Here is a 3,091-nt window from a genome sequence, read left to right as displayed (position 1 = left end):
GGATTATACATCCTCGATAGTTCCGATACGGCCGGGTTTCCCCACTTCGTTTCTTTCTCCACCGTCTCCGCTTCAGTACCATGATGTCGAATGACACAAAAATGTTAAACGACTGGTGTCTCTCTGTTCGAGTATGGAACATCCATTCTACAAACTGGGGAAGATTTCGGGAGGCTCCGGGCTCTTGAAACTCCTCTTTGCAGTCGCCGCCCTCCTCGTCTTCCTCTTTTTCCTTCCGACGCTCAACGGCGTCGAAATCGTTGGCTTCCTCCTGCTCGCACTCGTGGTCGTCGCCATCAACAGCGCCGTCGAGATAGTCGGTGCGTACGAAAAACGCGCCCTCGTCGTCTTCGGGGATTTCCGGGGACTGCTCGGTCCGGGACTCCACTTTATCCCGCCGTTCGTGAGCGCGACCCACAGTTTCGACATGCGGACACACATGCTCGACGTGCCGAAACAGGAAGCGATCACGGAGGACAACTCGCCGCTGATGGCCGACGCCGTCATCTACGTCCGCGTCACGGACGCGAAGAAGGCGTATCTCGAAGTCGATGACTACCGCCGTGCGGTTTCGAACCTCGGGCAGACGACGCTCAGGGCCGTCCTCGGCGACATGAGTCTCGACGAGACGCTGTCGCGCCGCGACGAAATCAACGCGCGGATTCGCAAGGAGATCGATCCGCCGACGGACGAATGGGGCGTTCACGTCGAAAGCGTCGAAGTGCAGGAAGTCATGCCAAGCCCCACCGTCGTCGAGGCGATGGAACAACAAACCAGCGCGGAACGCAGACGCCGCGCCATGATTCTCGAAGCACAGGGGGAACGACACAGCGCCATCGAGCGTGCGGAGGGTGAGAAGACGTCGAACATCATCCGCGCACAGGGGAAAAAACAGAGCGACATCATCACCGCACAGGGTGATGCGGTCGCCACCACGCTCCGCGCGAAATCCGCCGAGGCGATGGGCGAACGCGCCGTCATCGAGAAGGGAATGGAGACGCTCCAAGCCATCGGTGAGGGCAAATCGACGAAATTCGTCCTCCCGCAGGAACTCACCTCCACGCTCGGTCGCTACGGCAAACACCTCACTGGAAGCGACGTGCGCGAGGACGGCGCTCAACTGGAGAGCAAGGAGTTCGACGCCGAAACCAAAACGCTGCTCGGTTTGGACGATATCGACGAGACGCTGGCGGAACTCGAATCGCCGGACGAACCGGAACCCAAGCCGGTGGAACCCGTCGAGGCGGAGTAGGACTTCTATTTTCCCCGCGGCGACGTTGGATTCACGCCGACAATGTGGTTTGTTAGCACGTAACTGTTAAGCGACTCGTGGCGTAACCTTTCACATGGACAACCCCTTCTACACCCTCGGCAAACTCTCGTCGGGGGCCAGTGCAGGGAAGTCCCTGTTAGCCGTCGGATTCGTCGGGTTCTTCTTTCTCGCGCTTCCGTTTCTCGACACGACGGCGATAGCGGGACTTCTCATCCTCGTCCTCGCGGCGGCCACGGTCAACAGCGCCATCGAAATCGTCGGGCCGTACGAGAAACGCGTCCTGACCGTGTTCGGCGAGTATCGAACCGTCCTCGACCCCGGCATTCACTTCGTCCCGCCGTTCGTGAGCGCGACTCACCGCTTCGACATGCGAACCCTCGTGTTCGACGTGCCGAAACAGGAGGCGATCACGGAGGACAACTCGCCCGTCATCGCCGACGCCGTCCTCTACGTTCGCGTGATGGACGCAAAGCGGGCGTTTCTCGGCGTCAACGATTACGAGCGCGCCGTCTCGAACCTCGGGCAGACGACGCTCAGGGCCGTCCTCGGCGACATGAAACTGGACGAGACGCTGTCGCGCCGCGACGTCATCAACACCCGAATCCGGGAGGAGATCGACCCCCCGACCGACGAGTGGGGGATTCGCGTGGAGAGCGTCGAAGTGCGCGAAGTGATGCCGAGCCGTTCCGTCGTCGGCGCGATGGAACAACAGACCAGCGCGGAACGCAGACGCCGCGCCATGATTCTCGAAGCGCAAGGCCGACGCCGCGGTGCCATCGAACGTGCGGAGGGAGAGAAGGTGGCGAACATCACACGGGCACAGGGTGAAAAACAGAGCCAAATCCTCGAAGCGCAGGGGGACGCCGTTTCGACCGTGCTTCGTGCGAAGTCCGCCGAATCGATGGGCGAGCGGGCCGTCATCGACCGCGGACTCGAAACGCTTCGGAGCGTCGGCGAGAGCAAGTCGTCAACGTTCGTCTTCCCACAGGAACTCTCCTCGCTGTTGGGTCGCTACGGCAAACACCTCTCCGGAAGCGACGTGCGCGAGGACACCATCCTCCTCGAATCGAATACATTCGACACGGAGACGCGCGAACTGCTGGGACTGGACGACGTGGACGAAATGCTGGTCGAACTCGACGGGGAGCGCCCGGAACCGTCCGACTAATCCCTTTAGAACTCCCCGCGTTCGGGTTCGACGCCGCCCATCTCCTCGTCCATGTGGAACTCCTCGCGGATGGCGCGGATCCGGTCACGGATGTCGGCGGCCAGTTCGAATTCTAAGTTATTCGCGGCCTCCTCCATGCGGTCTTCGAGTTGCTGAATCTGCTCGGCAGCTTCCTCGTCCGTCTCCGGTTCACTCCGTGAGATACCGCCCGTGTCCGTCTTGCTCCCCGGAAGATTCGCCTCCGAGACCTCTTTCTGAATGGTTTCGGGCGTGTTTCCGTGTTCCTCGTTGAACTCCTGTTGAATCTGCCGCCTGCGTTGGGTTTCGTCCATCGCGCTCTCCATCGCGTCCGTCACCTCGTCGGCATAAAGGATGACTTCGCCGTTGACGTTCCGGGCCGCCCGCCCCATCGTCTGGACGAGGGCGGTCTCCGAGCGCAGGAAGCCCTGCTGATCGGCGTCGAGGATGGCCACCATCGACACTTCCGGGATGTCCAACCCTTCGCGGAGCAGGTTGATGCCGACGAGCACGTCGAACTCGCCCAACCTGAGTCCGCGGACGAGTTCGTGCCGTTCGAGCGTGTCCGTCTCGTCGTGCATGTACTCGACTGCCACGCCCGCCTCCTCCAGATACTCCGTGAGGTCCTCGGC

At 61.4% G+C, this 3,091-nt stretch carries 3 protein-coding genes; 2 read left to right on the top strand and 1 reads right to left on the bottom strand.

What is annotated here, in order from left to right:
* Window positions 1-133 precede the first annotated feature (133 nt).
* Window positions 134-1,252, top strand: a complete 1,119-nt coding sequence (locus WBV42_RS20340; protein ID WP_423987651.1) for an SPFH domain-containing protein — start codon at window positions 134-136, stop codon at window positions 1,250-1,252.
* Between the two features lie 94 nt (window positions 1,253-1,346).
* Complete coding sequence (locus tag WBV42_RS20335; RefSeq protein WP_423987650.1) at window positions 1,347-2,441, top strand: SPFH domain-containing protein; 1,095 nt, start codon at window positions 1,347-1,349, stop codon at window positions 2,439-2,441.
* Between the two features lie 5 nt (window positions 2,442-2,446).
* On the opposite strand, the gene WBV42_RS20330 is transcribed toward WBV42_RS20335, so the two are convergent.
* Window positions 2,447-3,091: helicase-related protein (locus WBV42_RS20330; protein ID WP_423987649.1), on the bottom strand; the 645-nt coding region annotated here is incomplete at its 5' end.

The sequence above is a fragment of the Haladaptatus sp. genome, assembly GCF_049589095.1.
GTDB lineage: Archaea > Halobacteriota > Halobacteria > Halobacteriales > Haladaptataceae > Haladaptatus.
The sequence above is the reverse complement of the archived record's forward strand: the minus strand, read 5'-3'. Positions and strand labels throughout refer to the sequence as shown.